A 23,718-nucleotide genomic window follows, 5' to 3' on the forward strand; every position below is an offset into this window, starting at 1 on the left:
ACAAGTAAACAAAGGGGAGATGTTGAAATGAAAAACATATCTATAAAGTTAATAAGTATAATATTAGCTTTTATACTATGTATTTGTATATTAGCACCTTCCCCAATTTCAGCTGAAGAAAATGAAGAAGAGCAAAAAGAAGGATTTGAAGATGTACCACAATATTGGGCAACAGAATATATTTATTGGGGTGTAAGGAATGGTATAATTAAAGGGTATGAGGATAAAACTTTTAGACCTAATCAACAAATAACAGAAGCAGAATTTGCAGCTGTACTAGCAAGATATGTAACAAATATTGATGTATCAAAATTAGAAAAGATAGAAGGAAGACATTGGTCTCAACATATATACAATGCATTAGCAGAATATCAATTACCTTTCAAGGGTTATAACAATGACGAAATAAAAGATACAGGTTTAACAAGAGGAAGAATAGCGCAAATAATAGCTGCGAAAAATGGATTTAATCTAACAGAAAGACAAGCAATATATTATATGTATGAAAATGACATAAGTAATGGATTAATACCTGGTGAATTAAGTTTTGAGTCTTATGGTGCAGATAAGCCAGTATTAAGAGAACAAATTCCTGGATTTTTCTACAGATTAAATTCATTAGGAGTAACAACATTTATGGGCAAACCATCACCGGTAGAAAATCAAAATGAAATGGTAGGGATAGTAGATGTACCGCCTTCAGATGTAGAAATAACAGATGAAATGTTTAAAGAATTAGGAATAGAAAAAGGCATAATAGATGAAGATGAAGGTAAGAAAGGTACTTTAAGCAATCCTATAGTAATAAATAATGGTGCAGAGTCTGTAGGAACAGAAATATATTGGGAAGTAATAAAAGAACATCCTGAATTAGCAAATAAATTAGTAGCAAAAATAAATGGTATAGTAACACCAGTAGATCCTACAATAACAAGAGGATATAAGAACGATGATTCTGGAATGATACTAACAACTTGCATAAGACCTGACTGGGCTAATATGGGATTTAAAGACAAAGATTTATTCTTAAAAATAGCAAGAGAATATTGGTCTGAAATATTAGACGAAAACCAAATAAAAATAATAGAAGAAATGATGGAAAAACATTATAATAAGATAGGAGTTACTCCTGAAACATTAAGAATTAAAGGTGAAACTCATGATATGAGAATATCCGGTGGTGGAGGAGAATTAGGTGTAACTATTTATGAAAAAGGGCATATGGTATTCGATTAATATTTATAAATAAGGTATATGGTATTTTACCATATACCTTAAAACTTGTATAGTATAAATTTATTATAAATGGAGGGATGATATGAGGAATAGGTGGTTATGTATTTTACTAGTTGTAGTTATGATACTGCAAGTTCCTGTAACTGCTAGGGCTGATGGGTTTGGAGATAAAATTGTAGACTTTATGACAAAAGTAGGAGAGGTAATGACACTTGACTCAAAGTATAGTTTATTTAATTATTTATCAAATTATAACAATAGTATAGAAATAATATATTGTGGGGACGGTTCTGATGATATATTTTTAATGGCTTTGAATTGATAAAATTGAATATATATTATATGTAATACATAATATGGTATAATAAATATATATTATATTATTTGAAAGGTAGTGATAGAATGGACACAGCTAAACAAATATTATTAAAACTTATTGATGAAATTCCGGAGAATCAAATGCATGAAATAATAGATTTTATAGGATATTTAAAAATGAAAAATGAAAGAAATATGTTTAAGGAATTAGAAGAAGCTAGCAAGAGCAGCATAGATTTTTGGGATAATGATATAGATGATGAGGTATGGAATAATGTATAAACAAGGAGATATATTACTGATACCAATACCTTTTACTGATTTAACATCCACTAAAAAAAGACCTGTTCTTGTATTGTCGAAAGATGATTATAATTCTAAAACAGATGATGTTATAGTGTCTGCAATCTCTTAAGAAATTTGGAAAAATTAATAGTGATATTATGAACAAGGTAAAGAACAAAATTAAGGAGCTAATAAAATAACAGGAGAGTATCTTGTTATTTTTTGATAAAAATTTCTACCACCAAATAAGTTTTGCTAGTAAAACTGATACGGTGAACCGTATCATAAGTAAGAGTATTTTTAACTTAATATTTAAAGGATTTTTAATATTTTCATAGAAGTATACGTGTAGCATAAGTATTCATATTATTTTAAAGTATGAATAATAAAAAATTTTATAGAATAAGAGTATATAGTTAGAAAACATGTTTATAAACATACTAAAATGGAGATATTAATAAAAAATTATATTTTCTATACTTTTATAATAAACTTATTAAATATAATATAAGTGGAAGGTGTTAAATATGAAATTAGAAAAAATTACTTTTAATTTATTTTATCCTAAGTTATCAGATATAAGAAGAAAATTTTTAGAATTAGAAGAAGAATTATGTGATTACTTTGTATCACCATTTAATTTATTACCAATTCCTGATGATGCTCCACCTGAGATACCCAGAATTACAGCAAAATCAAAACATGGACATAGCCAACTTAGTATATCTTTAATTAATGTGCAAATAAATATAGACTTTGATGAAAATTTCAATAGAGATTTTGACGAATGTTTTAAATATATGAACAAAAGAATAAGAAAAGTAATTGATATTTTTTCAAAATATTCTGATGGGATGTTTATTTTTAGTGGAATTACAACAAAAATAATGTTTGATGAATTGTATGATGATCCTATTAAGTTAATTACTGATAAGTTTGTGAAATTACAATCTAATGTAGAACCTTACAGGATTACCAATAAATTCACATATTTATTAGAAGATAAATATTTTGTTAATATAGATATATCAAATTTAAGAGTATATGAAGGAATTATAAAAAAAGATAAAAATATCAAACCAGAAATTATAAAGAAGAGACATTGGATATCAGTGGTTTTAGATGTTAATGATAAATATGCTTATAATCATGTTAAACAATATTATACAAACCAATCGTCTATAAACAGAATAATTGAGATTACCAAAGATTTACTGTATAATAAGATTAATAAAGTTATAGAAGGAGGGGTGTTAGAATTATGATTAGTAGTAGTCAACAGATGAATATACCAATTATAGTATTAAGTATGCTAACATCTATTTCTCCTGTATCAAACCTTGAAGTTCCTAACACTGATATAAATATACCTATAGTAGAAAAGGTAATATTTACTGAAGATACGAGTACAAAATATAAATATTATAATGATTATTCAAAAGATGAAAATACGAAAGTTATACCAAATAAAAAAATGCATAAGTTTGTTGAAGAAGCATATGAAATGTTCGGTGGCATGAGGAATTTAACGAAAGAAGAATATAAAATATATAGGAATCACCTAAAAAAAATTTCAAAACCATTAGGAAGGAATATTTTTGATTTGGTATGATTAATGAACTTATAAATTTTGCCACCGAATTATTTCCTTCAATAAATCCTTATACAAAGGAAAATGTAAAAAATGCTATAAAACAGTTTGAATTAGAGGGCAAGAAAATTAATTTTTTCTTGCTTAATTCTTTTGATTATCTTGGACAAGGGGATATTATTGGAGAATTACCATTTATATTTGCAGATGAAAATGGAGAATTATTTGGAAGAACGATGAAAGGAATAGTATTATCAAATACTTGTGATTGTGAAAGAGATGATTATATTTTAATAGCCCCTTTTGTTCCTATTAAAGAAATTGAAAAAGATATAATAGCATTAAAAAATAATATTACATATGGTTTTTTGTTTTTTCCAGATAAAAAATATGAGAATGAAATAGTTGACTTTAGTTTATCTATGAGTTTTCCTAGAAAGTTAGTTATTGAAGGTTTAAAAAATGGTAAATTTAAAAAGTATTCTTCTTTGAATACATATGGATATTATTTATTTTTAATTAAATTAACAATTTATTTTATGAGACCTGAAGATAAAGGGGTTCAAAATTATAGATATAGATTGTGTAATTTAGATACAGAGTAAAAATTTACTCTGTTTTTTTATAATAAGTTTATCATTTTAGTCATATACGGTGAACCGTATCATAAATAACCTCAAAAAAATATCGCAATTAAATCTAAACATAATTTGTTAATGTAAATTAACCCATATATAATATTCATACAAAACAGTTAAAACCTCGCTTTGGTTTATACCAGGCTTTAAATTCCTTATTAAAAGATTTAATTATATTGTTTGATATATCATCATCATCATCATCAAAAGACTCAACTCTTATATGATTGGCATCGGCAAAGATAGATGAAAATTATAATAAAGCGAGTTTCAGAATCAATGATAAACCAGAGATAATGTTTTTTACCATTCAAAGGTGCAAACTTTTTAACTCAGGATGCAATTGACACATGGGAAACTTTAATATTATAGGTAATATATAGAAATTGTGATGTTTTTCTTGTTGAAGAGTTATTTAAAAAATAAAGGTTAAGGGCAGTAATAATAACAAACATAGGAAATTTCATTCTTTTAAAATTAGTTTTACTAGAAAGATTAGACAAAGAATGATAACATTTTTTATCTGAGCATCTGTAGTTTGTATAGTGCTTATAATCATGATGAATAAAAGATGCTTTGCCACATTTGGGGCATCTTGGATATTTGCTATTACGTGAAGTATTAGATTTAGGCTTTGTAGATAATTGACGTTTACAATTACGGCATTGATACTTTTGATAACCGTAAGGATCTTTTATTATATTTATAACTTTAACACGTGGTCTATCCAAACTTCCTTTATTTTGTTTAGCAATTTACTATAATGTTTATAATATAAACCCCATAAACAGAGATTATTAAAAATTTCTGTTTATGGGGTTTTATTTTTTTAAATTACTTAAATTTTCATATAAATCAATATTAACCCAATTATTTTGTTAATAAAACTAATAAAGATAGCACAATCTAATAACATAATGAAATTGAAACTAGAGTTAAAAATTTTAACTTACGGGAAATGTAAAATTTTGACTCTGTAGTAATAATGTAATCTATCATGTTTTACTCACATAACAATACAAAGTTAATGTAAGACACATTATTATAAGGAGGTATATATGAAATCAATTGCAATTGTTGGAACATTCGATTCAAAAGGACATGAATATAAATTTATAAAAGACAAAATTGAAGAATTAGGATGTTCTACATTTACTATTCATGCTGGTGTTTTTGAACCATTATTTGAACCCGATGTTTCAAATATTGAAGTATGCAATGCTATTAACAAAGATATTGTTGCTATAGCAGCTAAGAAGGATAGAGGGTTAGCTGTAGATACTTTATCTAAAGGGTTAGAAAAGATTCTACCAGAGTTTTATAAACAAGGGAAATTTGATGGTGTAATCTCTTTAGGTGGAACAGGGGGGACTTCGCTTGTTGCACCAGCAATGCGTGCGTTACCTATTGGTGTACCTAAAATTATTGTATCTACAGTTGCATCAGGAAATACTTCAATGTATATTGGCACTAGTGACATTATAATGATGCCTTCTATTGTAGATGTTGCTGGGTTAAATAAAATATCAAAAATGATATTTACAAACGCGGCTTTGTCTATAGTGGGAATGGTTAAGTTAAAAGAAAATTTGAAAGCTAATACAGAAAAAGATAAACCACTAATAACTGCATCTATGTTTGGTGTAACTACTCCATGTGTTAATATGGCTAAAGATTATTTAGAATCTCAAGGTTATGAAGTATTAGTTTTTCATTGTACTGGCACAGGTGGAAAAACAATGGAATCTTTAATTAATGCTGGATTGATTACTGGGGTATTAGATATCACAACGACAGAGTGGTGTGACGAGATAGCAGGAGGAATTTTATCTGCTGGCCCTAATCGATGTGAAGCTGCAGCAGTAAATGGAGTTCCTACAGTTATATCTGTTGGTGCAACGGATATGGTTAATTTTGGGCCATACGACACTTTGCCCCAAAAATATGAAGGTAGAAAATTCTATAAGCATAATCCAACAACAACATTAATGAGAACTACTGCTGAAGAGTGTAAGTTAATTGGAGAAAAGATAGCTGAGAAGTTAAACATGGCTAAAAGTGAAACTACTTTGTTCCTACCATTAAAAGGGGTGTCAATGATAGACTGTAAAGGGCAGCCATTTTATGGCCCTAAAGAAGATAAAATATTATTTGATACCTTGAAAAAAAATATAAAAAATCCAAAAGTAAATATAGTTGAAATGGATAATGTAATCAATGACAAAGAATTTGCAATAGCTTGTGCAAAAAGATTAGTTGAATTAATAAAAAAGAAAGGAAGGGACAATGAAAGTTAAAAAATTAGATTTTGTAGTAGCTGGAATAGCATTTCTGACTACTTTTGCTTTAAAAATTAATCTTCCAGTTTGGGCTATATTTTTTGGCTGGGCTTGGTACTTTGTCTTAGGTGGTAAACCAAGTGTATTTAAGCAAGCTATACCACCTATGGTTATAGGATACTTTTTAGGCGGTGTTAGTATAGTAGTAAATGCTATTTACAATAATTTCTGGGTATTGGCAATTGTTGTCTGTTTAACAGTTTTTCTATTAATGTTAACTTTGAAATCAAATACATTTTCATGTTCACTTGCATCTTTTAATGCTTATTCTATTTTATTTGCAGGATATTATGCAGGCAATTTTCCAAGCATAAATAATCCAGGATACGGAGAAATATATAATGTATTAATTGCAATAGCCTGGTTTTCACTAGCTAACATAGTTGGATTAATCTGTGGCTATGCTAGTATAAAATTTGGAAGTTAATAAATTAATTAATAAGGAGGGCTTTAATGAATACAAAGAGTAGAAAAGAAATTATTGAAGATTTACGCAAACAAAGAGAACAAGGGAAAATTTTAGTAGGTGTAGGAGCTGGTACTGGGATTACAGCAAAATCAAGTGAAGCTGGTGGTGCTGATATATTAATCATATATAACTCTGGACGCTATAGAATGGCTGGAAGAGGTTCCTTAGCTGGATTACTTCCTTATGGTGACGCTAACCAAATTGTTGTAGATATGGGGGCCGAAGTATTACCAGTAGTAAAACATACTCCAGTATTAGCTGGTGTGTGCGGAACTGATCCATTTAGAATAATGCCAGTCTTTTTAAAACAACTAAAAGACCAAGGGTTTAATGGCGTTCAAAATTTCCCAACTGTAGGGTTGATTGATGGTAATTTTAGGAAGAATCTTGAGGAAACAGGAATGGGATATGATTTAGAAGTTGAAATGATAAGGGAAGCACATAAGTTGGATTTGTTAACTACTCCTTATGTATTTTCAGCTGAAGATGCTACTAAAATGGCAGAAGCCGGAGCAGATATTTTAGTTGCTCATATGGGTTTAACAGCTAAAGGCACAATTGGGGCTAAAACAGTATTATCACTTGATGACTGTTTAGTAAAAATAAAAGATATTTATGAAGCTGGAAAAGCAGTTAATCCAGATATTCTTGTAATATGCCATGGTGGACCTATTGCTGAACCTGAGGATGCTAAATATGTAATATCTCATTTACCTGAAATAGACGGATTCTTTGGGGCTTCAAGTATTGAAAGGTTTGCAGCAGAAAGATCTATTAAAGCACAAACAGAAGCATTTAAAAATATAAAACGATAATTACATTGGAAATTGCATAATTAATGATAGTCAAATTTAATATAATATCTTATTATGCAATTTCCTCTTATTCTTAAAGGAGGATAAAATTGAAATTAAAAATATTAGGAACAGGAGCTGCTTTTGCAACTAAATATAATAATACAAGCTTTTTAATAATTGACAAAGATGAATATTTTCTTGTTGATGGTATGGGTGGGTCGGCAATCTTAAGAGCTTTTAAAGAGAATGACCTTTCATGGACAAAGCTTCATAATGCTTATCTATCCCATCAACATACAGACCATCTCCTTGGAATGATTTGGGTTATTAGATATATATCTAGTTTAATGATTAAAGGAAAATATGAAAATAACTTCAATTTATTCTTACATTATGAGTTGAAGCATAAAGTTATTAATATTTGTAAAGAAGTATTAAAGCCATCAGAAATAGATTTGTTAAATAAAAGAATAAAGTTTATTGTTGTTGAGGATAACGAAAGTTTAGAAATACTAAATATGAGATTTACTTTTTTTGATATTCATTCTACTAAAGCAAAGCAATTTGGTTTTAGGGTAGATTATGGAGATCATAATTTTGTTTTTTGTGGAGATGAGCCTATTAATAAATTAAATGAAAAATATATTAATAATACAGATTTACTACTATTAGAATCTTACTGTTTAGATAAAGACAAGCATATTTATCATCCTCACAAAATGCACCATAACACAGTAAAAGAAGCATCATTATATGCAGAAAAATTGAACGTAAAAAAATTGTTGTTATATCATACTGAAGATGAAACTACATATAATTTTCGTCAAAAATTATATACGGAAGAAGCTAAAAAATACTTCTCAAAGGAAGTATTAGTTCCTGAAGATTATGATGAGATAGAGTTAGAATAAGTAAGATTATTATAAATATGAGCACTTCATATCCTTATAATTAATATAACTTAAATTATTTGAAAAACTACGATATACATATAACAACTTAAATGGAATTAAAAAGAAATAAAAAATACTTTATTTTATGATATCATAAGAGTAAGAAAAAGTAAGTTGATATATGTAAATTATTTTATATCGACTTGGATAGGAAGGATATGATAACTAATGAAAAGTTGGGCTGGGAAGTTTATATTAGCTATTATGTCTTTATTGATAGCTATTGTTATAATTCCTAATATTACATACGCTGATTCAGATTTATTACAGAACAAAATAGATATTCCAAGTGATTGGGCAAAAGAAGATGTTAATGCTGCTATAAAAAATGAGCTTGTTCCTGATAGAGTTCAAGGAGAGTATAAAAAGAGTATTACTAGAGAAGAATTTAGTGAAATTGCTGTGAAATTGTATGAATCTATAAGTAAAAAGAAACCTATATTGCCAGAAGAAAATCCGTTTTTAGACACACAGAATACAGAGATTATTATAGCAAATAAATTAGGGATAATTAAGGGTAAGGAAGCTGGGATATTTGCTCCTGATGATATAATAACCAGAGAAGAAATAAGTGTAATACTTTATCGAACACTGCAAGCAGCAAAACCAGGATATGATTATTCTGAAATACAAGAGTATATATTTACAGATCAAGATGAGATATCACCATGGGCTTACCAAGCTGTAGCTTATCTATATTGTGTAGAAATAGTAAATGGGTTAGCAGATAATAATTTTAATCCTAAAGGAGAAGCCTCTAGACAGGAGGCAATTGTATTAGCAGAAAGAATGTATGAGAAAGTGTTAGTAAGCGAACGGAATCCAAATGATACATTAATTGTTTCAAGAGGTGGCAGTATTAGGCGAGAAAGTGATTTGAAATCGGAATTAAAAAGTCTTATATCTCAAGAATTAGGTAAACCATATAAATGGGGAGGAACAGGGCCTTATAGCTATGATTGTTCAGGCTTAGTTTATTCATTATTTGGTAAGCTGGGAATATCATTACCGAGAACGTCAAAGTCTCAAGCTAAGGTAGGCACATATGTATCTAAGGATAATCTTTTATATGGAGATTTAGTATTTTTCGCAAAGGACGGAGCAAATGTAAATCATGTAGGTATATACATAGGTAATGGCAATTTCGTACATGCTCCAAGTACAGGAGATGTTGTAAAAATATCAACACTTACATCTGGATATTATGCAAATTGTTATTATACTGCCCGAAGAATATTACCATAATATATCGTAGGGACGCTTTCGATGATATATTAAGAAAAGGATACTAAAAGAAGTAACATTAATATAGTTACTTTTCTAGTATCCTTTTTTTTTAAAGAACTCCTGACGTAGGGGATCTAAAGCTTGATATATCTAAAGATAATGCTTTATCTAATTTATTTAATATCTTATCTTTATCTTCAGGAAATTTTCCATTAACATTACAGTAATTTGATATATGATCACTTAGAAAATAGCTAGTTATATTATCTAAATTTTCGACAAAAAGTTTAGTTTCCTCTAAAGCTTCATGGGGATTTAAAACTTTAAATTTATTTTCAACAAATAGCTTATATAAAGGTGTATTTTCAAATGGAATAAGTGTTCTTAATCTAATAAAATCAGGGTTTATCTTGTTTATTAGTTTGCTGCTATTTACTGCATGCTTTTTAGATAAATCAGTACCACCTAATCCTACGATATAGTATAAGCTTAATTCAATATTAACTTTTTTAATTAAAGTTCCAGCTTTAAGCATTTCCTCACTTGAAAAGCCTTTGTTCATTAGCCTTAAAACATCATCATCACCAGACTCCATACCACAGTGTATTCGAGATAATCCAGCTTTTTTAAGTTTAACAAACTCATCTAAAGTTTTTAAGTTAATGTATTGAGCTGAACCGTACATAGTTATTCTTTTTAAATTTGGGAATAGTTTATTGCAGTAATTAAGAAGCCTTAATAAATCATTTGTTTTCATTAAGATGGTGTTCCCATCGCTAAAGAAAATCTTTTCAACATTTTCACCATAATGTTCTCTTCCTAATTCTAAATCTTTTATTATATCTTCTAATGGTCTGATTCTAAATTTTCGTTCTTTATACATATTGCAAAAGCTGCATTTATTGTGGGGACATCCAATAGTTGCTTGTATAATTAAACTATCAAATTCACTAGGGGGACGATAGATTGTACCTTCATATCTCAATAATAACACCTCAATCTATAATTCAAGATTAACAATAGTTCTACCTTTATGTTTACCTGCCAACATCATGTCTATTTTTTTGCTTAATCCTTCTAAAGATACTTCGTCCACATTATCACATAAATTATTAGGTTTCCAATCTGAAGATAATTTATCCCAAATTTCAAGTCTAATATTTTTAGGACATTGAACAGAATCTATACCAAATAATGTTACTCCACGTAGGATAAATGGGTAAACTGATGTTGAAAATTCATGAGAAGCCACATTTCCACAACATGTTACACTGCCACCATACTTAGTTGATTTAATAGCTGTAGCTAACATATTGCCGCCTACTGTGTCTATCACTCCTGCCCATCTACCTTTTAAAAGAGGTTTTCCAGAATCATCATCTAGCTCTTTTCTATCAACTATATCTTTTGCTCCCGTTGCTAATAACATTTCTTTTTCATGAAATTTTCCTGTAGCAGCAATTACGTTATACCCAAGCTTATTTAAAATTGAAATAGCTATACTGCCTACTCCACCAGTAGCACCTGTAACTAATATATCACCGTCATTAGGTTTAACACCAGAGTTAACTAATTTATAGACTGATAGTGCAGCAGTAAATCCAGCTGTACCATATACCATACTTTCTTTAAGAGAAAGGTTTTGAGGGAGCTTGACAACCCATTCAGCAGGAACTCTAATATATTCTTCAAAACCTCCTGAAGTATTCATTCCTAAATCATATCCTGTTACAATAACTTTATCACCAGCTTTAAAATCTATATTGTTACTTTCTACTACAATTCCTGCAGCGTCAATTCCTGGAGTATGAGGATAATTTTTAGTTACCCCTCTATTTCCTATAGCAGAAAGGGCATCTTTGTAGTTTAAGGAAGAATATTTTACATTAATCAAAATATCTCCTTCTGGAAGTTCATTAATTTGCTTGTTTATTATTTTTCTTTCGAATTTCTTATCACTTGTTTCACATATTAACATTGCTTTAAAAGTATTATTAATCATTTTAAAACTCCTTTCATAAATATAGTTTGATTACAAACTAATTATAAAGAAAAAGTAGTTTGATGTCAAACTATATTTTCCAAATTGATTGATAGTTAATATAAGGTTATAATTATATAAGTGAGGAAATTGAATATACTATTTCCTCAATAATAAAAATTTATACATGGGAATGAAGCTTGATTATGAATGATAAGTATATAGTGTATTTTATAAGTAAAACTAAGAAAAAAATGATTAGATTTATTGAAAAAAAATTAAAAGAAAAAGGGTTAAATGACATTGTGCCTGCATATGGAAATATTCTTACTGCATTGTACGATAATGATGGAAAATTAAGTATGAATGCAATAAGCAAACTAATAGGGAAAGATAAATCTACTGTTACGCCATTAGTCAACAAGCTAACAAAATTAGGTTATGTGAAAAAGGAAAAATGCAAAGAGGATAGAAGGGTAACTTATGTTATAATTACTGAAAAGGGCAGAGAAATAGAAGGTAAATTTTATGATATTTCTAATGAAGTGTATTTAACAGCATATAAAGGTTTTTCTGAAGAAGAAAAAGAACTATTACTTAAGCTATTAAAGAAACTTAACAATAATTTTGATCTAGATTAGAAAATTTTTAAAGTTTAATCATTCTATTAAACTGAGAAATTAATGAAATAATAAGTAAATTCCAACACATAAAAACCGTCCCTTGTGTTGGAGGAGGAGGTGAATAACCGTGAAACAAGTAAAATTGTATAATGTGATTTTCCCTATTTGGTTTTTATTGTTTTTTCCACCAGTGATATTTATAACTCTTGCTGGTAATTTTATCATTGATTCATTGGTGATATTACTTTGTTATTCTGTTTTTAAGTTGAAAGATATACAAAATGATATGAAATTTTTTTATAAAAAGACTATAACTAAAGTTTGGTTATTTGGTTTTTTGGCGGATATTATTGGGGCAGCAATTTTGTTTTTAATTGGAATTTTGGGAGACTCTTGGGGCATGCCATATGAATTGGTTTCAGCAATAAATTATGACTTGTTTAGCAATCCTCTAGCAGTTATTATAGTAATATTTGCTATGTTAGTATCAGGGATATTTATATTTTTATTTAATTATAGAATAACTTTAAAGAAAATAATATCTGATAATCATATAAGATTTAAAGTAGCACTTACCATTGCAATTATTACAATTCCGTGGACATTTTTGATTCCAACTAAATGGGTTTATTATTAATTTGGTTATCATTTTTTGTACAAGACCCTAATGGATATACAGTAGAAATACAAAAATTTTTATAGCAATTATTGAGGTGATATTAGATTTGCTTGAAGCTATAGGTTATTCATTTAAGCTGATGGAACGGTTGGAATAGTTTTTTTGGAGGGGTAAAATTGGATAGAAGCAAGGGCAATTATTATTTTAATATATTTTTGAATTTGATGAGAGCAAATTATATGACTATACAAAAAGATTGGGAAAAGGTTGCAAATGAAGTTGGTTTGACACACACACAACAACATGCTCTTTGGATACTACATCTTGACAACGGTTTAACATTAGATGAACTTGGCAATGTAGCATTTTGGAATAAATCAACTACATCTGCACTTGTAAGTAGACTTGAGAAGAAAGGGTATGTAAGAAAAGAAAGATATTTAGATAATAGTAGAACTATTAGAGTATATATAACAGAGGAAGGGAAAAAAATACTAGAAGATAGCGTAAATACTGAAAGAGCAGTTAAATTTATGGGACTTCTAAGAAGTTTAGATGTAGAAGAAATAGAAAAATTCCTGGAGACTTTAGAAAAGATATATGATCTTATGAAAGATCATGACTCTACTGATTTCAAAAAGTATTTACAAGTTTCGTCTCAAATAATGTTAAATATATAACAAAATATATTGACATTTATTTCTCAATCATATAAAATGAAAATACAAAATAAATTCGTTGACGAATTTTATTGATGAGGGCTATATATTTTTCTAGTCAATAAAATTTGCTCGATAATTTTAATAGAGTGATGAGGAGGAATTAATGTGTCCAAACTTTTTACCCCTATAAAAATAGGAAATTTAGAACTAAAAAATAGGTTTATGATGGCACCTATGGAAAATGGACTTGCTAAAATTGGTGGAGAAGTTAGTGATAAGCTTATAGACTTTTTAGTTGAAAGAGCTAAAAATGAAGTATCTATTATTATGACAGGGTCTATAGCAGTTTCTCCCGAAGGACGTGGACTTCCTACACAGTTAAATTTATATGAAGATAGTCATATAGCAGGGCTTAAAAGATTAACTGATGCTATTCATAATGCAGGAGGTAAAATAGGTGCTCAACTTTATCATGCTGGTAGGCAGGCAAGTGAAGCAATAACAGGTATTCAGCCTATTGCACCTAGTGCTATTCCTTGTGCAATACTTGGAAACAATCCAAGGGAAATGACTAAAGAAGATATTGACGAAATGCATAAAAAATTTGTAGATGCAGCAGAAAGAAGCGTAAAGGCTGGATTTGATTTAATTGAAGTTCACTTTGCCCATGGATATTTGCTTCATAGTTTCTTATCACCACATAGTAACAAGAGGACAGATGAATATGGTGGAAGCCTTGAAAATAGAATGAGATTCCCAATGGCTGTTTTAAAGGATATAATTAAGGCATGTGGTGAAAAAGTACCTGTTACAATAAGAATAAGTGCTGATGAATATCTTGAAGATGGTTTAGGTTTTGATGAAGTTAAGATTATATGTAAAGAAGTGGAAAAAGCAGGAGCTAAGGCTATAAGTTTGTCAGCAGGAAGTTATGATTCAGTAGAATATACAATTCAACCTATGTTTATAGAGCAAGGATTTATAGTACCATTTTCTGAGAAACTTAAAAAAGATGTTAATATTCCAGTTATAGTTGCTGGAAGATTAAATAGTGCAAAGTTAATAGAAGATATAATTGAAAATGATAAAGCTGATATGGTTGCTATAGGAAGAGGATTAATAAGTGATGAAAAGCTAGTAATTAAAATGAAGAATAAGGAATATAAGGATATCAGATACTGTGTTGCATGTAATCAAGGATGTATCGACAAGGTTTTTGTAGCACAAGGAGTACAATGCCTTGCGAATGCGAAAGCAGGTCATGAAAAGGATAGGAAAATTGAAAAAGCTGAAAAAGTAAAAAATGTAGTTATAATAGGAGCAGGCCCTGCAGGACTAGAAGCTGCAAGGGTAGCTAAATTAAGAGGGCATAATGTTATTTTAATAGACAAGAATAACAAAGTAGGTGGAAAGATGGATACATTATCTGCTCCACCAGAAAAAGAAAGTTTCATGATTTTGAAGGAATACCTATACAATCAAATGTTAAAGCTAGATATTAAATTTGTTCAAAAAGAAATTAAATCTGCAAAAGATCTCGAAGAATTCAACCCTGATTCAGTAATCGTAGCAACAGGGTCTTCACAAACAGTTCCGCCAATCAAGGGGATAGATTCTAAAAATGTGGTAATGGCTGAAGATGTTTTAAATGGAAAAGTTAAGGTTGGTAAAACTGCTGCAGTAATTGGTGGTGGACTTGTAGGAACGGAAACTGCAAAATTCCTTGCTTATAGGGGAGTAAAGGTTCATATTATAGAAATGATGGATGCTATAGCAAAAGATATAGGTGCTACTTATGTAGGACATTTATTTAAAATATTAAATGAATATGAAGTTAAGCATCACGTAAATGCAAAAGTAAAGGAAATAAAAGAAAATGTGATTATCCTTGAAGATCAAGAGATAGAAGTTGATAATGTAATAATTGCAGCAGGATACAAATCTAATGATACAATTATTGATGACATTAAAGATAAATTTAAGGAAGTATATGTTATTGGAGATGCTAAAAATCCAAGAAGAATATTGGACGCAATTGAAGAAGGATTTATTGCTTCAAGTCAAATATAAAATATATTAAAATATAACTTCAAATTGAGGGAAGCCAACTTGACTTCCCTTAATTATTTGAGGAAATTACATAATTACTACAACTACAAGGTCAAAATTTTGCAAGTTATAAATTTTTTAACTTCGGTATTTTAGACTTTTAGTTGAATTTTTAGGGGAAAAAGTCTAAAAAAGTTGTAGGGAAGTATGTTAGGATGATAGTGATGAATTTGTTTTGTTATAGTGTTTAATGATATACTAATAAATAGAATAAGAAAATACTTTGACCTTACTGGAGGTGCTATATTGGATTTAAATAAAAAAATATTGAAAGTAGGATTAATATTAGTTGCCTCATCATTAATTTTTGCTATAGGATTTGCATTGGTTTATAGGTTGGACAATCCTGTATTCTTGAAAATGTATGTTGAACAATATATTCAAAGCAATCAAAATTCTGTTGTAGTAGATAACTTTAGACTTAGTTATATAACAAATATATCAGATAAGAGAAAAATAACAGATATATATTTTGAAGAAGAACCTGATATTGAAGTCGATGTTTCATATGGTTTTAATCATAATGGATTTTCTTTTTTCAATAATAACTCACAGAATAGTCAAAATGGATATATATATGGGAGATACGTTCTTAAACCTTTATATGTTCACATGGACTTAAGTAAAATACAAAAAGAATATGAAGAATTAGAGCTTAATAATGCTAAAATAACATTTAATGATGGAAGTACAATAGATGTAAATCTTGGAAGAATAATATTGTTTAAAGATGTAAGGAATGGAGATGATATAAAAACTGTAAGCACTTCTAGTTCTAATACAGGGACATCAACTTTTACTGCAAGAATTAATAAAGATATAAAATTATTGAGTATTGAATCTCCTTTGTTAGAAGATTTAGAGGATTATTTTGATATTTCCGTAGGAGATGTTGATTATAGAAAGATTTCAGGAATTGAATATAAAAAAGATAAATTATTAGATATACATGCTAAAGTTAAAACTCCAGAGGATAAATATATGTTTTTTGATATAAAGCCTAAATTATACTATGAAGATAAAGAAGGGAACATATCATATACTCGTATATATAATATTAAGTATATACCAAAGAATTTTGATATAAAAGGTGTATTTCACTATTTAAAATCGAGGGGTGAGATTTAGCATGAATAATGCATATAATAAAATATTTTGGGGTATTTTTATTGCTACCTTTAACATAAACATTGGAGGGATAAAAATACTTCCATCATTTATTGGCTTTTTAATTGTTTTAAGTGGATTAGATTCTTTGTATAAGGATACTCATATAGAAGCATTTAATAAAGCAAAAAATTTTGCTATTATTACAGTTGTCATAAGCATTGTAGGTGGAATTACTAATATCTTATCGATTGAATTAATTAATTATTTTATATTTGGTGAAATATTGACAATAATTAACTTTGTTATGGAGATTCTTTTATTTTATAAATACTTTGAAGGATCTATTGAATATTTTAATTCTAATGACTATACAGATATAGCTGGAGAGAATACTAGAAAACTAAGATTTTATATTATAGTTTCATTGATAAGTACTATAGTTATGGTTTTTGCACTTATATTTAATATAACATATTTAACTATCATAATTGGAATTGTATTTATTATTTTGCGAATTTATTTGATGGTATCAACTCATTACTTTAAGCAATCATTTACTGAGGAATCTTAAAATATTTCGCCGTATATAAAAAGGCTATAAAACTATTAGTTTTATAGCCTTTAATATTACTTAGTCACTACATTGGCCAGTACTTCCATAGGATCGATTAACGGTTTAGAAACATGATGTTGTTTTAGTGCTAAGGGAATTTCTGTACATCCTAAAATCAAAACTTCAGCACCATTTTCAATTAATTCGTTACTTGCTTCCTTTAGTAACTCTAGTGGTTCATCAATATTACCACTTTTTATACCCTTTTCGCCATATATAGCTTCCATTACTTTCTGTGTTTGTGTATTAGGGAGTGGATAAATAATATCTAAATTGCCTAAGTATTTTTCAAACAATCCTGTTTTTATAGTTCCTGAAGTTGCTAATACACCTATTTTAGAAACCTTAGGATAATTATTGATAATATATTTACGCACTTCTTCTAAAGCATTTAATATAGGATAAGATAAATGTTTTTGAACTTCATCTATAAAATAGTGAGCAGTTATACATGGTATAACTGCAACATCTACATTAGACGACTCTAAAATTTTACCGCTTTCAATTAAAGCATTAACAGGGCTTTCACCATTATTCAATATAGCTTCAGTACGATCAGGGATTTTACAATTGCTATCTATTATTACACGGAAATGGTCCTGGTCTCTTTTGGCTTTTGTAGCTTTAATAATCTTTAAATAAAAGTTTGCTGTTGCTTCAGGTCCCATACCGCCAATAATCCCTATAATTTTATCATTCATATTTGACCTCCTTGCAATATAAAAGTTAGAACTTTTATACTATACCTGCAACTCTATTTTTAAGTGGTTCAAATAGTTTTTCTTTACTTAGGTAAGGTCTTGATTTATGCAATATTTGTAATGCTATTTGTGCCCCGTAGTCCATTCCTTGACAGCCAGCTAATAGTATAATATCTCCTGGTTCTTTTTCAGATAGAGCATGTGATATAGCATCAGGCAATTCTTCATACAAATTGACCTTTATTCCTGCCTTAGACATAACATCTAAGAAAACTGATAGTTCATCATCAGTAACCACATCTTTTTCTTCAACATGAGATTTGCTCAATGTTGCAGTTATTTCAGTTAATCCAAGTTTTGGTGCCCATTTTACAATTGTTTCTGCATTTTCTCTATTAACAGTAGTACCTCGTCCACCTCTAATAGCATATACTATATTAAGGTTATTATAATGCATAAACTTCAATGTTTCTAACGTTATATTTATATTACCACTATTAGCAAAATGATCATCTATGATTTTAAAATCATCTTCAAATATAAATTCAAACCTTCTTTCAACACCATTAAATGTTCGAAGGCTTTCTTGTATTGTAGATATTGGTATATCGCAGAGTAAACCTATCATTATAGCAACCATTGAATTATAAACTGAATGATAACCTGGTATAGATAGTTGTATATCAAATTCCATTGGTTTGTATTCTTTTTCATCTACTTTGAACGGTTTTTGTATTTCTACTGTAAATTTAGCCCTACCAGTTGATAAGTCTAAATTTTTACACCTTAAATCTCCTTCTTTATTTTCAATGCCAAATGTTAATACATGAGCCTTTGTTTCATTAACTAATGACGCAGAATATGGACAGTCTAAATTTAAAATAGCCCATTTATCTGGACCAGCATTTCGTATTAAACTAGCCTTATAATTGAAATAATTTTCAAAAGAACCATGTAAATCAATATGTTCTCTGCTTATATTATTTAAAGTTACTATGTCAAAATCTACATTTCCGACCCTATTTAATTGTAATGCAGAAGATGAAACTTCCATTGTTACATGAGTTATATTTCTTTTTCTCATTTGAGCGAAGTATCGATGAAGGTCTAGCGATTCTGGAGTTGTAAGTTTGGACGGTTCATAGTAATCACCCATTTTTACCATTACAGTTCCAATAAGTCCAGTTTTTAAACCATGTTTTTCTAAGATAGCATTAGTCATAAATGAAGTTGTTGTTTTACCATTTGTTGCAGTGATGCCGATTACTTTCAAATGTTTAGAAGGATTGCCATAAAACTTATCACTTAAAGCAGCCAATGCTTTCCTACTGTCTTTTACACGGAATTGAGGTATATTCCAACCTTCTTGATAATCTTCAACTATTATAGCTACAGCTCCATTTGCCACAGCTCCTAGAATATAACGGTGTCCATCTGTTTTATATCCTTTTATGCATACAAAAATATCGCCTGGGGTAACTTTTTTTGAATGATAGGCAATACCTTTGATGTCTATGTTTTTTTCATTCCACGATTCTATAACATCGATTGATTTAAGTAAATCATAGAGTTTAGCCATTTGTACCTCTCCTTCTTCTCTATATAAGATTTTGAATCTATAGCGATTATGCGATTTTATCACTTGTTTTTTTAAAAGGCTTGAATATTTTTTTAAAGGCACGACCTAAAAGTTTATTAGAGAATGCAAACCAAGGCATAGGGTCTTTCCAATCCCAGATAGCATATGCTTTATGTTTAAAATAAGATTTTAATACTTGTGAAAAAGATAGTTGTCCAGTCTTAATATAATTTCGAACAGCTAACAAATCTTCAAATGCGTACCAAAATACTAAATTTGTATCATGGGTAACTGCATATGGCTTAATAGGTTCACCTGTTAATTCCTTATAAGTTATATAAGGTATGTTAAGACCTATTTTATATAGCAGATTATTAAAGTTAGTAATACGAACATTGACTTCTATTAAATAGAATTTACCTGATTCGGCGTCTTTTTTAAATTCAATTTCTGCAAATCCTTTCCACTTTATACTTTCTAAAAATTTTGATCCTATTTCATAAAGCTCTGGAACATACTTTTGTGTAGTATAAACAGAAGCACCAAAATTAATTGGGTACTGACGGTATTTTTGACATGTTGCCCAGTGAGTTACTTTACTGTCTTGATTTAGATATGCATCAAAAGTATACATATGGTCATCAAATCCTGGTATAATCCTTTGGATAATAACCTCAAGATTAGCATTTTTAGCTGCTTTTATTGATGATTCTAATTCATCACGGTTATATACTTTAAACATTTTTTTTCTAAATTTTGATACAAAAGATGCAGAATCAGTAGGTTTTACTAAACAAGGGTATTTTATTATTTCTTCTACTTTTTGGATAAAATTTTCTTCATCAACACGTACTGTTTCAGGAACTAATACACCATGTTTCGCTGCCAAACTGTGAAGAGTTTCTTTATTCATGACTTCTGTGTATAATCCTTGTTGTGTTTGGGGAATTAGAAAATATTTGCGTAATGTCATTAAATGCTCGTCTACAAATTCCACATAAGGGTCTGCACTTGGAATTAATACCGGTTGAGCTTCTTGTTTTTTTGCGTAATCAATTAAAAAGTTAAGGAAACTTTGAGGTTCTTTTTTATAATGAGGTGCAATTAACGTTTCGGAGCAATACTTTGAGTGGAATCCATAAGTGCCTTTTGATGAGTAATCTACTGCTACTACTTTTATACCATGAATTCCTAAACAACGAATAATACTTAGCCCTATATAATAATTGGCACCGAGAACAACTGCCTTGTTCTGCATAATTTTGCCTCCTAACCGTTACTTTCTTTTATTAATCTTTGTATACTTTATTCTTACCATTTTTGAAACTTATTACAACTTTCATTATATACAAATTACTTGTATATAGCAAGGTAATTAAGGATTGAGAAATTGTTTTATAGATGATATAATTACCCTAAAAACTAAATAAAAATGTGGAGGTGTTTTATTGAGGAAATATATTATAGAAAAAGATCATTTTCATGTTAAAAGAATTACTAACTTATTAATTCTTTCTATCTTGCCTGTTGGATTAATATGTCTCGCCTTTATAATGGATTCACCCCAAAATATATTAAGAGGATTATATAATATAATCATTGCACCAGATATACTTTTAACAGATTACATTGAAGTAGGAGGTATTGGAGCAGCATTTCTTAACGCAGGCATTTTATCATTAATTAGCATAATTATTTTACATATTTTTAAATTGAAAGTTAATGGTATGCTAATAGCTGCTACATATACTATTACTGGATTTGCTTTTATTGGTAAAAATATAGTGAATATTTGGCCTATTTACTTAGGTGGTTATTTATATTCAAAATATAAAAAAACACATTTAAAAAGTATAATACTAATACTAATGTTTGGTACTTCTTTATCCCCTGTAATAAGTGAAATAGCATTAGGGTTGAATTTATCAAAAGTGATTTCTATACCTCTAGGAATAACTGTAGGAATATTAATAGGTTTTATAATAACCCCATTATCTTCTAGTATGGTAAGATTTCACGATGGGTATAATTTATATAATATAGGATTCACAGGAGGAATGATTGGTACTTTAATAGCGTCTATTTTGAGAAGTTTTGGGATATTTATAAAAACTCAAAGTATTCTTTCAAATAATTACAGCATGTTTTTAAGAAATATTTTAATTGTTTTATTTGTTATTTTAATTGCTATTGGCGTAATGTTGTTTAACAGGCAAGGGCTTAAACGTTATGCTGGAATATTCAAATATACTGGTAGAATAGTTACGGATTTTACCATCCTAGAAGGATATGGAATAACATATATAAACATGGGCATTATGGGCCTTATATGTATATTATATGTTATAATATCGGGAGGAACATTTAATGGACCTATAATAGCAGGTATATTAACAGTTGTTGGTTTTTCAGCTTTTGGTAATCATCCTATGAATTCTATTCCAATATTAATTGGGGTTTACCTAGCAAGCAGTATTAATGTTTTAGATAAGTCTTCAACAACAGTAATTATTTCAGCTTTATTTGGAACAACAATTGCACCTCTTGCGGGAGCTTATGGATGGTTATTAGGTATTATTGCTGGATTTTTACATCTTTCAGTAGTAACAAATGTAATACAACTGCATGGAGGGATAAATTTATATAACAACGGACTTGCCGGAGGTATCGTCGCTGCAATTTTGGCTCCACTTGCCGAAGCCTTTAATAAGGAGGTATATAGAAAATGAATATAGAAATAAAAAAGGTATCTAAGATAGTAAGCGAATTACTCAACTTTTGTTTAAACAATTCTTCAAAAAAGGTTGAAATTTGTGTGGAAGATAAGGGTGACAAATTTGAAATTATTTTCAAAACAAATAGTACATGTTGTACTGATGAGGAGATTAAGTATATTGAAGAACTTTTAAATGTTACAAGAGAATCAGAGATAGAGGAATATTATTGGCAGCTTACAGGAGAAGATTATGAAGACCAAGAAATTAGCTTAGTAGGTATGATGGTGGATGAAGCGACAATTAAGTGGGAAAAACCTTTAATTGAGATTAAACTGATTAGATACAAGGATGTTTAATATGTATTTATAATAAATTTATGGAGGAAATATTATGAAATTGGTCTCTTGGAATGTCAATGGACTTAGAGCCTGTGTAAGAAAAGGATTTTTAGAATATTTTAATTCTGTAGATGCAGATATATTTTGTATACAAGAAACTAAGTTACAGGAAGGGCAAATAAATTTAGAACTAGAAGGATATAAACAGTATTGGAATTATGCAGTAAAAAAAGGTTACTCTGGTACTGCAGTGTTTACTAAAAAAGAACCACTATTTGTTAAATATGGAATAGGTATAAAGGAACACGACCAAGAAGGCAGAGTAATAACATTAGAATTTGATAAATTTTATTTAGTTAATGTATATACTCCAAATAGTAAAAGAGAATTAGTAAGACTAGATTATAGAATGGTATGGGAGGATGCATTTAGAAATTACTTAAAACAATTGGATTTGAAAAAACCCGTTATTTTATGTGGTGACCTTAATGTAGCTCATAAAGAAATAGATTTAAAAAACCCAAAAACTAATACTAGGAATGCGGGATTTACAGATGAAGAACGAGGTAAAATGACTGAGTTATTATCTTCTGGTTTTATTGATACTTTTAGATATTTTTATCCAGACAAAAAAGATGCATATACTTGGTGGTCATATATGAGAAAGGCTAGGGAACGAAATGCAGGATGGAGAATAGACTACTTTATCGTATCAGAGAGGTTAAAGGATTTTCTTAAAGACTCACAGATACATTCTCTTGTAATGGGAAGCGACCATTGTCCTGTAGCTTTGGAGATAGATATTTAGCATAA

At 29.0% G+C, this 23,718-nt stretch carries 27 protein-coding genes; 21 read left to right on the plus strand and 6 right to left on the minus strand.

The features are described from left to right. Positions 1-27 precede the first annotated feature (27 nt). The 7 genes from ACZ41D_RS01755 (at position 28) to ACZ41D_RS01785 (ending at position 4,035) form a co-directional block, all read left to right on the plus strand. Positions 28-1,236 carry an S-layer homology domain-containing protein gene (locus tag ACZ41D_RS01755; RefSeq protein WP_464152202.1) on the plus strand — a complete coding sequence of 403 codons (1,209 nt, stop codon included), beginning with the start codon at positions 28-30 and terminating at the stop codon, positions 1,234-1,236. Positions 1,237-1,318: 82 nt separating this feature from the next. After that, a complete protein-coding gene (locus ACZ41D_RS01760; RefSeq protein ID WP_464152203.1) occupies positions 1,319-1,558 on the plus strand; it encodes a hypothetical protein in 240 nt (79 codons plus the stop codon). An 80-nt stretch (positions 1,559-1,638) separates the two neighbouring features. Beyond that, positions 1,639-1,836 (plus strand): hypothetical protein, encoded by a 198-nt coding sequence (locus tag ACZ41D_RS01765; RefSeq protein WP_464152204.1) that lies wholly within the window; start codon positions 1,639-1,641, stop codon positions 1,834-1,836. Continuing rightward, on the plus strand, positions 1,829-1,969 hold the full coding sequence (locus tag ACZ41D_RS01770; RefSeq protein ID WP_464152205.1) for a type II toxin-antitoxin system PemK/MazF family toxin: 141 nt from the start codon (positions 1,829-1,831) through the stop codon (positions 1,967-1,969). Before ACZ41D_RS01765 ends, ACZ41D_RS01770 begins: the two co-directional genes overlap by 8 nt. 397 nt (positions 1,970-2,366) lie before the next feature. Continuing rightward, positions 2,367-3,104, plus strand: coding sequence for a hypothetical protein (locus tag ACZ41D_RS01775; protein WP_464152206.1), 738 nt, complete (start codon positions 2,367-2,369; stop codon positions 3,102-3,104). After that, on the plus strand, positions 3,101-3,451 hold the full coding sequence (locus ACZ41D_RS01780; protein ID WP_464152207.1) for a hypothetical protein: 351 nt from the start codon (positions 3,101-3,103) through the stop codon (positions 3,449-3,451). The genes ACZ41D_RS01775 and ACZ41D_RS01780 overlap by 4 nt, the downstream gene beginning before the upstream one ends. Then, entirely contained in the window at positions 3,448-4,035 is a 588-nt protein-coding gene (locus ACZ41D_RS01785) for a hypothetical protein (protein ID WP_464152208.1), read from the plus strand. The genes ACZ41D_RS01780 and ACZ41D_RS01785 overlap by 4 nt, the downstream gene beginning before the upstream one ends. A gap of 365 nt (positions 4,036-4,400) precedes the next feature. On the opposite strand, the gene ACZ41D_RS01790 is transcribed toward ACZ41D_RS01785, so the two are convergent. Next, complete coding sequence (locus ACZ41D_RS01790; RefSeq protein ID WP_464152209.1) at positions 4,401-4,799, minus strand: hypothetical protein; 399 nt, start codon at positions 4,797-4,799, stop codon at positions 4,401-4,403. 327 nt (positions 4,800-5,126) lie between these two features. Between ACZ41D_RS01790 and ACZ41D_RS01795 the strand changes: the two genes are divergently transcribed. The 5 genes from ACZ41D_RS01795 (at position 5,127) to ACZ41D_RS01815 (ending at position 9,871) form a co-directional block, all read left to right on the plus strand. Continuing rightward, on the plus strand, positions 5,127-6,365 hold the full coding sequence (locus ACZ41D_RS01795) for a Tm-1-like ATP-binding domain-containing protein (protein ID WP_464152210.1): 1,239 nt from the start codon (positions 5,127-5,129) through the stop codon (positions 6,363-6,365). Next, the gene (locus ACZ41D_RS01800) at positions 6,355-6,834 is read left to right on the plus strand and encodes a DUF1097 domain-containing protein (protein WP_464152211.1); all 480 of its coding nucleotides are present in this window, start codon (positions 6,355-6,357) and stop codon (positions 6,832-6,834) included. Before ACZ41D_RS01795 ends, ACZ41D_RS01800 begins: the two co-directional genes overlap by 11 nt. Positions 6,835-6,860: 26 nt before the next feature. Beyond that, complete coding sequence (locus ACZ41D_RS01805; RefSeq protein ID WP_464152212.1) at positions 6,861-7,691, plus strand: phosphoenolpyruvate hydrolase family protein; 831 nt, start codon at positions 6,861-6,863, stop codon at positions 7,689-7,691. A gap of 89 nt (positions 7,692-7,780) precedes the next feature. Continuing rightward, positions 7,781-8,584 (plus strand): MBL fold metallo-hydrolase, encoded by an 804-nt coding sequence (locus ACZ41D_RS01810; protein WP_464152213.1) that lies wholly within the window; start codon positions 7,781-7,783, stop codon positions 8,582-8,584. Between the two features lie 210 nt (positions 8,585-8,794). Next, entirely contained in the window at positions 8,795-9,871 is a 1,077-nt protein-coding gene (locus ACZ41D_RS01815; RefSeq protein WP_464152214.1) for an NlpC/P60 family protein, read from the plus strand. Between the two features lie 91 nt (positions 9,872-9,962). Here ACZ41D_RS01815 and ACZ41D_RS01820 read toward each other — a convergent pair whose 3' ends face one another. Both ACZ41D_RS01820 and ACZ41D_RS01825 read right to left on the minus strand, forming a co-directional pair. Beyond that, complete coding sequence (locus ACZ41D_RS01820; RefSeq protein WP_464152215.1) at positions 9,963-10,838, minus strand: B12-binding domain-containing radical SAM protein; 876 nt, start codon at positions 10,836-10,838, stop codon at positions 9,963-9,965. A 15-nt stretch (positions 10,839-10,853) separates the two neighbouring features. Continuing rightward, positions 10,854-11,855, minus strand: a complete 1,002-nt coding sequence (locus tag ACZ41D_RS01825) for a YhdH/YhfP family quinone oxidoreductase (RefSeq protein ID WP_464152216.1) — start codon at positions 11,853-11,855, stop codon at positions 10,854-10,856. 185 nt (positions 11,856-12,040) lie between these two features. On the opposite strand from ACZ41D_RS01825, the gene ACZ41D_RS01830 reads away from it, so the two are divergent. From ACZ41D_RS01830 to ACZ41D_RS01855, 6 genes are all read left to right on the plus strand, one after another. Next, positions 12,041-12,475 carry a MarR family winged helix-turn-helix transcriptional regulator gene (locus tag ACZ41D_RS01830; RefSeq protein WP_464152217.1) on the plus strand — a complete coding sequence of 145 codons (435 nt, stop codon included), beginning with the start codon at positions 12,041-12,043 and terminating at the stop codon, positions 12,473-12,475. 109 nt (positions 12,476-12,584) lie between these two features. Continuing rightward, positions 12,585-13,094, plus strand: a complete 510-nt coding sequence (locus ACZ41D_RS01835; RefSeq protein WP_464152218.1) for a hypothetical protein — start codon at positions 12,585-12,587, stop codon at positions 13,092-13,094. A 158-nt stretch (positions 13,095-13,252) separates the two neighbouring features. Next, complete coding sequence (locus ACZ41D_RS01840) at positions 13,253-13,756, plus strand: MarR family winged helix-turn-helix transcriptional regulator (RefSeq protein ID WP_464152219.1); 504 nt, start codon at positions 13,253-13,255, stop codon at positions 13,754-13,756. Between the two features lie 147 nt (positions 13,757-13,903). After that, positions 13,904-15,808, plus strand: a complete 1,905-nt coding sequence (locus ACZ41D_RS01845; protein ID WP_464152220.1) for an oxidoreductase — start codon at positions 13,904-13,906, stop codon at positions 15,806-15,808. Positions 15,809-16,093: 285 nt separating this feature from the next. After that, positions 16,094-16,975, plus strand: a complete 882-nt coding sequence (locus tag ACZ41D_RS01850; RefSeq protein WP_464152221.1) for a hypothetical protein — start codon at positions 16,094-16,096, stop codon at positions 16,973-16,975. A 1-nt stretch (position 16,976) separates the two neighbouring features. Next, the gene (locus ACZ41D_RS01855) at positions 16,977-17,528 is read left to right on the plus strand and encodes a hypothetical protein (protein WP_464152222.1); all 552 of its coding nucleotides are present in this window, start codon (positions 16,977-16,979) and stop codon (positions 17,526-17,528) included. Positions 17,529-17,584: 56 nt separating this feature from the next. On the opposite strand, the gene cuyB is transcribed toward ACZ41D_RS01855, so the two are convergent. Genes cuyB through ACZ41D_RS01870 form a run of 3 tightly spaced genes read right to left on the minus strand, consistent with a single transcriptional unit; the run spans position 17,585 to position 21,108 of the window. Further along, positions 17,585-18,271, minus strand: coding sequence for a cysteate racemase (gene cuyB, locus ACZ41D_RS01860; RefSeq protein WP_464152223.1), 687 nt, complete (start codon positions 18,269-18,271; stop codon positions 17,585-17,587). Positions 18,272-18,305: 34 nt separating this feature from the next. Then, a complete protein-coding gene (locus ACZ41D_RS01865) occupies positions 18,306-19,850 on the minus strand; it encodes a Mur ligase family protein (protein ID WP_464152224.1) in 1,545 nt (514 codons plus the stop codon). Between the two features lie 46 nt (positions 19,851-19,896). Further along, complete coding sequence (locus ACZ41D_RS01870; protein WP_464152225.1) at positions 19,897-21,108, minus strand: carboxylate--amine ligase; 1,212 nt, start codon at positions 21,106-21,108, stop codon at positions 19,897-19,899. Positions 21,109-21,298: 190 nt separating this feature from the next. Here ACZ41D_RS01870 and ACZ41D_RS01875 point away from each other — a divergent pair, with 190 nt between their 5' ends. The 3 genes from ACZ41D_RS01875 to ACZ41D_RS01885 are packed head-to-tail and all read left to right on the plus strand — an operon-like array spanning position 21,299 to position 23,713. Next, the gene (locus ACZ41D_RS01875) at positions 21,299-22,579 is read left to right on the plus strand and encodes a DUF1576 domain-containing protein (protein WP_464152226.1); all 1,281 of its coding nucleotides are present in this window, start codon (positions 21,299-21,301) and stop codon (positions 22,577-22,579) included. After that, positions 22,576-22,923, plus strand: coding sequence for a hypothetical protein (locus ACZ41D_RS01880; RefSeq protein ID WP_464152227.1), 348 nt, complete (start codon positions 22,576-22,578; stop codon positions 22,921-22,923). The genes ACZ41D_RS01875 and ACZ41D_RS01880 overlap by 4 nt, the downstream gene beginning before the upstream one ends. A 34-nt stretch (positions 22,924-22,957) precedes the next feature. Then, positions 22,958-23,713 carry an exodeoxyribonuclease III gene (locus ACZ41D_RS01885; protein WP_464152228.1) on the plus strand — a complete coding sequence of 252 codons (756 nt, stop codon included), beginning with the start codon at positions 22,958-22,960 and terminating at the stop codon, positions 23,711-23,713. Positions 23,714-23,718 lie beyond the last annotated feature (5 nt).

This window comes from Brassicibacter thermophilus (assembly GCF_055378355.1).

Coding starts and splice junctions, on each gene's coding strand:
- ACZ41D_RS01880 (WP_464152227.1), top strand. CDS start 22,576: ATGAATATAGAAATAAAAAAGGTATCTAAGATAGTAAGCGAATTACTC.
- ACZ41D_RS01855 (WP_464152222.1), top strand. CDS start 16,977: ATGAATAATGCATATAATAAAATATTTTGGGGTATTTTTATTGCTACC.
- ACZ41D_RS01775 (WP_464152206.1), top strand. CDS start 2,367: ATGAAATTAGAAAAAATTACTTTTAATTTATTTTATCCTAAGTTATCA.
- ACZ41D_RS01760 (WP_464152203.1), top strand. CDS start 1,319: ATGAGGAATAGGTGGTTATGTATTTTACTAGTTGTAGTTATGATACTG.
- ACZ41D_RS01870 (WP_464152225.1), bottom strand. CDS start 21,108: ATGCAGAACAAGGCAGTTGTTCTCGGTGCCAATTATTATATAGGGCTA.
- ACZ41D_RS01770 (WP_464152205.1), top strand. CDS start 1,829: ATGTATAAACAAGGAGATATATTACTGATACCAATACCTTTTACTGAT.
- ACZ41D_RS01785 (WP_464152208.1), top strand. CDS start 3,448: ATGATTAATGAACTTATAAATTTTGCCACCGAATTATTTCCTTCAATA.
- ACZ41D_RS01885 (WP_464152228.1), top strand. CDS start 22,958: ATGAAATTGGTCTCTTGGAATGTCAATGGACTTAGAGCCTGTGTAAGA.
- ACZ41D_RS01805 (WP_464152212.1), top strand. CDS start 6,861: ATGAATACAAAGAGTAGAAAAGAAATTATTGAAGATTTACGCAAACAA.
- ACZ41D_RS01800 (WP_464152211.1), top strand. CDS start 6,355: ATGAAAGTTAAAAAATTAGATTTTGTAGTAGCTGGAATAGCATTTCTG.
- ACZ41D_RS01865 (WP_464152224.1), bottom strand. CDS start 19,850: ATGGCTAAACTCTATGATTTACTTAAATCAATCGATGTTATAGAATCG.
- ACZ41D_RS01815 (WP_464152214.1), top strand. CDS start 8,795: ATGAAAAGTTGGGCTGGGAAGTTTATATTAGCTATTATGTCTTTATTG.
- ACZ41D_RS01795 (WP_464152210.1), top strand. CDS start 5,127: ATGAAATCAATTGCAATTGTTGGAACATTCGATTCAAAAGGACATGAA.
- ACZ41D_RS01780 (WP_464152207.1), top strand. CDS start 3,101: ATGATTAGTAGTAGTCAACAGATGAATATACCAATTATAGTATTAAGT.
- cuyB (WP_464152223.1), bottom strand. CDS start 18,271: ATGAATGATAAAATTATAGGGATTATTGGCGGTATGGGACCTGAAGCA.
- ACZ41D_RS01830 (WP_464152217.1), top strand. CDS start 12,041: ATGAATGATAAGTATATAGTGTATTTTATAAGTAAAACTAAGAAAAAA.
- ACZ41D_RS01825 (WP_464152216.1), bottom strand. CDS start 11,855: ATGATTAATAATACTTTTAAAGCAATGTTAATATGTGAAACAAGTGAT.
- ACZ41D_RS01755 (WP_464152202.1), top strand. CDS start 28: ATGAAAAACATATCTATAAAGTTAATAAGTATAATATTAGCTTTTATA.
- ACZ41D_RS01765 (WP_464152204.1), top strand. CDS start 1,639: ATGGACACAGCTAAACAAATATTATTAAAACTTATTGATGAAATTCCG.